This window comes from Pedococcus sp. P1_H8, from assembly GCF_056405175.1.
The window spans coordinates 1-349 of the sequence record NZ_JBFUCP010000524.1; the positions used below are offsets into that span (position 1 = coordinate 1).

Sequence of the window (349 nt, forward strand, 5' to 3'; positions counted from 1 at the left end):
GTGCCGGACCGATTCCGCTCAATCGCCGCAGGGCCAGCCGGGGCGCGGACACCAGTGCATGCGCATAGAGCATCCGCAGCAACATCACATTGAGGAAGAAGCGCTCGGCCGCGTTCTCCTGCTCGGCGAGGTCACGGTTTTCCAGGTAGGCGGCGACGATGCTCGCGTTGTGTGCCCGGTACCAGGTCCGGCCATGAGGATCCGCGACAAAGGACATCCACAGGCGTATCACCGGGGACGACGGGGCGCCCCCAAGTCCGGCGCTCCGCGCAACCGCCTCGCAGCCGTCCCGTAGCAAGCGCTCGTTGACCGCTCGCCACCACGGGCTGCCCGCGGGCGTCGTGTGCAG

At 68.5% G+C, this 349-nt stretch carries 1 protein-coding gene; it reads right to left on the reverse strand.

Annotated elements, in window-relative coordinates; all coding sequences use genetic code 11:
- On the reverse strand, nt 1–217 hold a 217-nt coding region (locus tag AC1DYG_RS21155; protein WP_477641769.1), incomplete at its 3' end, for a hypothetical protein.
- Nucleotides 218–349: the final 132 nt, after the last annotated feature.